An 8,085-nucleotide genomic window follows, 5' to 3' on the forward strand; every position below is an offset into this window, starting at 1 on the left:
CGTCAACACTCGTCGGCGTAGCGCAGCAAGTAGCAATGGTAGAGCGCGTCGGCGATATAGCGCTCCACGGTACGCACCGAGATCCCCATCTGGTCGGCGATCGCCTGGTGCTTCAGCCCCTCGCATTGGGCAAGCAGGAATGCACGACGTACTTTGGGCTTGAGGCCTTCGAGCATGCGCGCGATGCGCTCCAGCAATTCCAGCAGCAGCTCACGGGTTTCGGCCGAAGGGGCCTGCGCTTCCGGCAACTGTGCCAGCGCCTCGAGATAGGCCCTGTGCAGTTCCTCGCGCCGCCAGTGGTCGATCACGAGCCCACGCGCAACCGTTCTCAGGAAAGCCCGGGGTGTGTTCAGTTGCAGATGTTCGCGACGTTGCAACAGGCGTACGAAGGTGTCCTGAGCCAGGTCTGCGGCATCGGCGGCGTTGCCCAGCTTGCTGCGTAGCCAGGCATGCAACCAACCGTGGTGGTCACTGTAGAGCGTTTGCACGGAATCGTTGCTGGGCATGGGAGGGCGCTGCCACCAATGGACATGAATGATAATTAGTCTCATTGTTGACAAGGGCAGATCAATTTGCAACCTATTCGACCGCACCTTGATGCAGTCACTGCTCGCTAGCGGCTCCGTTGTGTATCCAGGTACTTGCGGATTACCCGCGATGCGTTATTCAGGTGCCGTTCCAGCACCGTTACTGCTTCATCCACCAGCTTGTCGCCAGCCGCATCCGCCAGTGCGTTGTGATCGTCCTGGGTGAGCTTGCCCAGGCCCATGGACGAAAGATGAAACCGCAGGAAGCGCTCTTCCTCGTTCAATTCGTCCTCGATCAGGCGCAGCAGCTTCTTGTTCGGCGCCTTGCTGTACAGCGACATGTGGAACAGTCGATTGAGGCGGCCGATTTCGGCGTGACGGGTTTCGTTTTCCAGTTGCTGGATATACCCGCGGGCACTGGCGATGTCGTTGGCATTGAGCAGCGGAATGGACTGGCGCAGTGCCTCGGTCTCAAGCAGCACGCGCAGGGCATAGGTGTCCACCGCATCCTCGCCGATCAGCGGTGCAACAACCGCGCCCTTGTGCATTTCCACTTTCAGCAGTGATTGCGCTTCGAGCTGGCGCAGGGCTTCGCGAACGGGCATGCGGCTTACACCGAACAAGGTAGCGAGCTCTTGTTGGCGGATGGCAGTACCAGGGGGCAAACGGCCATCAAGAATGGCACTACGCAGGCGTTCTTCGATCACGCCACGGGCCTGGTGCGGCAACAGCTGCTCGCTGGCCAGCACATTGCTCAATTTGATTTTCTCGGCCACGCGACGTCTGCCTCAACGATGACTAAAGTTGGATCCAATGAAGCTAGTAACAGCTCTTGGGGGTGTCAAACCTGTATACCTAATGGAGCAGGCGCCCCCAAAAGCGCGGCTATGGTGGATGAAGTCGAAGGGCAAAGGAAGCAGCCCACACAAGGTTATAACCAGAAAGTGTAGGTCGACTGACCGGCGGGTGCATGATCGCAGGATGCCATTGTCTTTTGCCGTTGCAGGCCGCACCATCGCTGCTTTCGACTGGCCTGAACAGGGCTTGGCAGTGGCGATATCCTGGATGCTCAAAACCGTTGTGCAACGTGTCGGCCTTGCTGCGCTGCTGGGCAGCCTGCTGCTGGGCGGGCTGCACGCGGATTGGGACTTTTCCCAGATCAGCCGCAAGTCGCAGGCCCTGTATGGCCCCTTGGGCCCCGGGCAGGGCCGTATCGATGCCTGGCAGAGCCTGATGGCTACGCAGAAGCAGGGTACGGAGCTTGAGCGATTGCAGGTGGTCAACCGCTTCTTCAACCAGCAATTGCGCTATGTAGAGGACATCGACCTGTGGCACGAGGTCGACTATTGGGCCACGCCGGTGCAGGCGCTGATCAAGGGTGCAGGAGACTGCGAGGACTACGCCATCGCCAAGTATTTCAGCCTGCGGCGCATGGGTATTCCCAGTGAAAAGCTGCGCATTACCTACGTAAAGGCGCTGCGGCAGAACCGGGCGCACATGGTCCTGACCTATTATTCAAGCCCACAGGCTCAACCATTGGTACTCGACAGCCTAATGGATGCCATCAAGCCGGCAAGCCAGCGTACCGACCTGCTGCCGGTGTACGCCTTCAATGGTGAGGGTTTGTGGCTGACGGGCGCCGCAGGCAACAAGAAGGTCGGCGATACCAAGCGGCTGTCACGCTGGCAGGATTTGCTGAAGAAAATGCAGGCCGAAGGGTTCCCGGCCGAGCCGGTTTACTGAAGGAGCACAGATGTCACTGTTCAAACAATTGCTGTTGGCCATTTGCCTGTTCCTGGTGGTCGCCTTCAGTGGCAGTTTCATGGTCAGCCTGGAAAGCTCGCGCAGCCAGTACGTCAACCAGTTGCGCTCGCACGCCCAGGATGCGGCGACAGCGCTGGCGCTGTCGCTGACGCCGAATATTGATGATCCGGCGATGGTCGAGCTGATGGTCAGTTCGATCTTCGACAGTGGTTACTACTCAAGCATCAAGGTTGTCGACCTAGGCTCCAATGCCGTGCTGGTAGAGCGCCACGCCGAGCCGGACCCCGGCGGTGTACCGCGCTGGTTCGTGGGCCTGATCGGCCTGGAAGCTGCCGGCGGCGACGCCATCGTCAGCCGTGGCTGGCAGCAGGCTGCGCGTGTTGAGGTGATCAGCCACCCGATGTTCGCCATTGCCAAGCTCTGGCAAAGCGCCCTGGGCAGCCTGGGTTGGCTGCTGCTGTGTGGCGCGGCCAGCGCCGTACTCGGCGCCTTGCTCCTGCGTCGCCAGTTACGGCCGCTGGATTACATGGTCGAGCAGTCCCACGCCATTGCCCGCCGCGAATTCCTCAGCCTGCCTGAGTTGCCGCGCACACCGGAGCTGCGTCGGGTAGTGCAGGCGATGAACCAGATGGTCGAGAAGCTCAAGGCACTGTTCACCGAGCAGGCCGAGCGCAGTGAGCGGCTGCGTGCCGAGTCCTACCAGGACAGCCTGACCGGGCTCTCCAACCGCCGTTATTTCGAGATGCAGTTGAACACCCGGGTGAGCAACCTGGAAGAAGCGCGCGCCGGCTACCTGCTGTTGCTGCGGGTCCAGGGGCTGGCGGGGTTGAACGCCCGTCTTGGCGGCCAGCGTACCGACCAGTTGCTCCAGGCTGTGGGTGAGCAGTTGCGTCGCACCTGTGCCAGCTACCCGGAAACCAACGACCTGATTTCCCGCAGCCGCGGGGGCGAGTTCGCCGTGTTGGCGCCGGGCATGGTGCATGAAGAGGCGGTACAGCTTGCCCAGGCCTTGGAAGCAACGCTGCACAGCCTGCACGAAACAGGCGCTAGTGATGTAGACCCGGTGGCCTGTATCGGCCTGGCGCCGTTCAGCCCCGGTGATTCACCACAGGCATTGCTGAAGCTTGCCGACGAGGCGCTGGCACGCGCCGAGAACCAGCCAACACCGGGTTGGGTATGCCTTGAACAAGGTGTGGCCGCAGTTGCTGCGGATAGTCAGCATGTCTGGCATGAGCGGCTGGACCAGGCATTCAATAATGGGCAATTCGAACTGTTCTTCCAGCCAGTCGTAGATTGCGCTTCTGTACAACGGGTACTGCACCACAAGGTGATTTCGCGTTTGCAGGATGGCCAGGGCGAGGCGCTGCCGGCAGGCCGCTTCCTGCCCTGGCTGGAGCGCTTCGGCTGGATGCCGCGGCTTGATGTGCTGGTGTTGGAGAAGGTGCTGGCGCACCTTCGAGGGCATGAACAGGTGTTGGCGCTGAACCTGTCCGCCGCCACCCTGGCCGACCCCAAGGCCCTCCAGCGTGTCTTCGAGCTTCTGGGCCAGAACACGGCGCTTGGCCCGCGGCTGGTTTTCGAAATTGGCGAGGAACAGTTGCCTGAGCAGGCGGTTCTGGAACAACTCACCCGGCGCCTGCACGCGCTTGGCTTCGGCTTGGCGCTGCAACGCTTTGGTGGGCGTTTCAGCATGATCGGCAACCTGGCGCACCTGGGCCTGGCATACCTGAAGATCGATGGCAGCTACATCCGCAACATTGACCAAGAGCAGCACAAGCGGCTGTTCATCGAAGCGGTCCAGCGTGCCGCACACAGTATCGACCTGCCGCTGATTGCCGAGCGGGTCGAGACGGAAGGTGAGCGGTTGGTGTTGCGGGAGATGGGTGTAGGCGGGATTCAGGGGCAGTTGGTTGGTGAGCCTGCACCCTGGCGCTGACCGGTTTTCGTGTTAGCCGGTTGATCAGCTTTCCGGAGCCTGGCGCTGTACATGTGGGAGCGGTCTTGCGTCGCGAAAGGGCTGCGCAGCAGCCCCCGGTGATTGCAGTGCTACTGCTGCCTGGGGCCGCGTTGCGGCCCTTTCGCGACACAAGGCCGCTCCCACAGTGTGGGTCGCGGCGATGAGTGTGCTTTTTAACGCTCGCGCAACGCCTCCGAACGCGCCTTCATGATCGGCTTGAGCAGGTAGCTCATGATGGTCTTCTTGCCAGTCATGATATCGACCGTCGCCACCATCCCCGGAATGATCAGCAGCGGCTTCTCGTCAGTGCCCAGGTGGCTGCGGTCGGTGCGCAGCTTTATCAGGTAATAGGTGGTCTTCTTGTCTTCATCGGTGATGGTGTCGGCACCGATCTGCTCCAGCTTGGCCTTCAGCCCACCGTAGATGGTGTAGTCATAGGCCGTGAACTTGACCGTCGCTTCCTGACCAGGGTGCAGGAAGGCGATGTCCTTGGGCAGGATCTTCGCCTCGATGACCAGTGAGTCGTCCAGCGGCACGATTTCTATGATATCGCTGCCCGGCTGGATCACCCCGCCAATGGTATTCACCAGCAGTTGCTTGACGATACCGCGTACCGGCGAAGTAACCATGGTGCGGTGCACGCGATCATCCAGCGCCTTGCTGGTCGCCGTGGCTTTGTTCAGCTCTGTGCGCGCTTCGTTCAGCTGGGTCAGCGCTTCGCTGCGGAATTTGCCACGGGTCTCTTCGATCTTGCTTTGCACCTCGCGAATGGCCGCCTCGGCACGCGGGATAGCCAGCGCTGTGGAGTCCAGCTGACCGCGGTTCTCCACCTCGGCACGACGCAGGCGCAGCACTTCAACCTGCGAGATTGCGCCGGTTGCCACCAGTGGCTCGGACATGCTGATCTCTTTACGCAACAGTTCCAGGCTGTTGGCATACTGGGCGCGCTTTGAACTGAACTCGCGCAGTTCCTGCTGGCGCTGGACCAGTTGTTGCTGCAAGCCACCAATCTCGTCCTGCAGTTGCTGGCGCCGGCTCTGGTACAGCGACTCTTCGCTTGCTGCCTGGCTTGGCGCGGCCTTGCGCAGTTCCTCATCGATCTTCAACGGGGTATCGCCCACTTCGGCACTCAAGCGCTCGACGCGCAAAGCCATGGCCAGGCGGTCGGCCTCGGTTTCACCCACGTTGGAGGCGAATCGGGTTTCATCCAGGCGCAGCAATGGCTGGCCCACTTCGACGATCTGCCCTTCCTTGGCGAAGATCTCGGCGACGATGCCCCCCTCCAGGTTCTGAATCTTCTGCACCTTGGACGACGGAATGGCCTTGCCTTCACCCCGCGTAACTTCGTCGATGGGCGCGACGCTGGCCCACACGATCAGGAACACGAAGAACAGGATCACGCCCCAGATGGTCAGCCGCACGACTCGCGGCGCATCCTCGATCAGGGCCTTGTTGACCTCTGGCAGCGGCTGCCCGCCCAGTGAATCGGACCCTTTGAAATAGCGCCGCAGGCCTTCCTTGAATTGCCCTACATCCAGCTTATGCAACACTGATCTGCCCCTTCTTCAGCGCATCCATGACCGCGGCTTTCGGGCCGTCGGCGACAATCTGCCCGCGATCGATCACGATCAGTCGGTCCACCAGTGACAGCAGCGAGGCACGGTGAGTTACCAGTAGCATCGTCTTGCCTTCCACTACCGCCTGCAGCCGCTGCTTGAGGCGTTCTTCGCCGGTGTTGTCCATGGCGCTGGTCGGTTCGTCCAGCAGCAGGATCTGCGGGTTGAGCAACAGCGCACGGCCCAGGGCGACGTTCTGTCGCTGGCCGCCGGACAGGTTCTGCCCGCGCTCACCCACCTGCAGCTCGTAGCCGTCCGGGTGCAACCGGGCGAATTCATGTACGCCTGCCAGTTCAGCAGCCTGCAGGATCAACTCATCCTCGATGTAGCGGGCCCCGCTGACCAGGTTATCGCGCAGGGTACCGGCCAGCAGCTGAATGTCTTGCGGCACGTAGCCGATGTTGTGGCGCAGTTCGCTGACGTCGATCTGGCGAATGTCCACGCCGTCGACCAGCAGCGAGCCGCCGTCGGCTTCGTACAGGCCGACGATGAGCTTGGCCAACGAGCTCTTGCCCGAGCCACTGCGGCCGATAATGCCCACCTTCTCGCCGGGGCGGATGGTGAGGTTGATGTTCTTCAGGGCCTGGTTCTGTTGGTTCGGATAGGTGAAATCGACCCCGCGGAACTCGACGCTGCCCTGCAGCACCTTGCGGCTCAGCGGGCGTTCTTCGAAGTTGCGCTCTTGCGGTAGTTCCATCATGTGGTCGGTGGAGACCATGGTCACCTTGGCTTGCTGATAGCGGGCGAGCAGGCCGTTGAGCTGGCCCAGCGGCCCGAGGGCGCGGCCGCTGAGCATGTAGCAGGCTACCAGGCCGCCCATGCTCAGGTTGCCGTCGATGATCAGGTATACGCCGACGCAGATCATTGCCACGCCTGCCAGTTGCTGGATCAGCAGGGTGATGTTCATCGCCAGACTCGACAGCACTTTCACCCGCAGTTCCAGGCGGCTGAGGGTACCGAGGGTCTGCTCCCACATGTACTGGCGTTCGCTTTCGGCGTTGTTGACCTTTACCGCATCCAGGCCGGCAAGGGTCTCGATCAGGCTGGACTGGCGCTCCGAAGCCAAGGCCATGGTCCGTTCCATGGTCGCCATCAGTGGTCGTTGCAGTGCGTAGCCGATGCCCAAGGCCAGTGGGAAGGCGATGATCGGGATCCACACCAGGTGCCCGCCAATGATGGCGATGACAATCAGAATAAGGACGGTGAACGGCAGGTCGATCAGGCTGGTCAAGGTCAGCGAAGCGAGGAAGTCACGCAGGCCCTGGAACTCATGAATGTTCTGGGCAAAGCTGCCGACCCTCGCAGGGCGGTACTTCATCGACATGCCGACGATACGTTCGAACAGCGTTGCCGAAATGATCAGGTCGGTCTTTTTGCCAGCCAGGTCCAGGCACAAGCCGCGCAGGCCCTTGAGGATCAGGTCGAAGATGTAGGCGCCGGCGATACCGACGGCCAGTACCCAGAGGGTCGAGGTGGCCTGGTTGGGTACCACCCGATCATATACGTTCATCACGAACAGGGGCGCGGCCAGGGCGATCAGGTTGATCACCAGGCTGGCGGCGATGGCGTCGATATACAGCCACTTGCTGCGCAGCAAGGTATCGCGGAACCACGACTTCGCCCGGGGGATGAGGTTGCCGTGGTTGACGTCGAACTTGTGCTGCGGCTGGGCAAAGAATACCCGACCACTGTAATCGCTCTGCAGGGCTTCGCGGCTGACATGCACCTCGCCGCCATCGCTCTCGCTGAGCAACAGGCGTGCGGTGTCTTCGTTCTCCCAGCCCAGCAGGACGGCGCTGCGGCCTTCCTTGAGCAGCAACATGGCTGGCATGGCGATGCTCGGGATCTGCTCCAGCTTACGCTGCAGCAGGCGCCCCTGCAGACCGGCCCTGGCGGCAGCGCGGGGTAGCAACTCGGGGCTCAGGCGCTGGGCCGGCAACGGCAGGCCGGTGGTCAGCATGACCCGGCTTGCAGGTTTCTGGTGCAGGACACACAGGCTCAACAGACTATCCAGCAGGGGATCGTCATGCTGACTGCGTGGATCGTGGCTGAGTTGGACTCGACTGACTTCGGATTCCACGCGGCGCTCTCTTCATCCTTGTGGTGGGTGGGGTGGGTGTGCCGCCGTTCAGGCTGGCTCACCCGTGCTGCCAGGCAGTGGTCATGAGGCTACGGCACCCTGGCGCTTGGGCAACCGGCTAATGGTCGCCTTGAATCGGTA

At 61.6% G+C, this 8,085-nt stretch carries 6 protein-coding genes; 2 read left to right on the forward strand and 4 right to left on the reverse strand.

The window, feature by feature from the left end; genetic code table 11:
• Positions 1–2 precede the first annotated feature (2 nt).
• Positions 3–506, reverse strand: coding sequence for a sigma-70 family RNA polymerase sigma factor (locus E5221_RS00980; protein ID WP_015268511.1), 504 nt, complete (start codon positions 504–506; stop codon positions 3–5).
• A 107-nt stretch (positions 507–613) separates the two neighbouring features.
• Positions 614–1,303, reverse strand: a complete 690-nt coding sequence (locus E5221_RS00985; protein ID WP_061552267.1) for a GntR family transcriptional regulator — start codon at positions 1,301–1,303, stop codon at positions 614–616.
• 205 nt (positions 1,304–1,508) lie between these two features.
• On the opposite strand from E5221_RS00985, the gene lapG reads away from it, so the two are divergent.
• On the forward strand, positions 1,509–2,270 hold the full coding sequence (lapG, locus tag E5221_RS00990) for a cysteine protease LapG (RefSeq protein WP_247846772.1): 762 nt from the start codon (positions 1,509–1,511) through the stop codon (positions 2,268–2,270).
• Between the two features lie 10 nt (positions 2,271–2,280).
• Positions 2,281–4,227, forward strand: a complete 1,947-nt coding sequence (gene lapD, locus E5221_RS00995; RefSeq protein WP_061552266.1) for a cyclic di-GMP receptor LapD — start codon at positions 2,281–2,283, stop codon at positions 4,225–4,227.
• Positions 4,228–4,421: 194 nt separating this feature from the next.
• Here lapD and E5221_RS01000 read toward each other — a convergent pair whose 3' ends face one another.
• The gene (locus E5221_RS01000; RefSeq protein ID WP_015268515.1) at positions 4,422–5,798 is read right to left on the reverse strand and encodes an HlyD family type I secretion periplasmic adaptor subunit; all 1,377 of its coding nucleotides are present in this window, start codon (positions 5,796–5,798) and stop codon (positions 4,422–4,424) included.
• Complete coding sequence (locus E5221_RS01005; protein WP_039615366.1) at positions 5,788–7,944, reverse strand: type I secretion system permease/ATPase; 2,157 nt, start codon at positions 7,942–7,944, stop codon at positions 5,788–5,790. The genes E5221_RS01000 and E5221_RS01005 overlap by 11 nt, the downstream gene beginning before the upstream one ends.
• Positions 7,945–8,085 lie beyond the last annotated feature (141 nt).

The organism is Pseudomonas sp. A2 (assembly GCF_023100865.1).
In the GTDB taxonomy this organism is placed as follows: Bacteria; Pseudomonadota; Gammaproteobacteria; order Pseudomonadales; family Pseudomonadaceae; genus Aquipseudomonas; species Aquipseudomonas asiatica.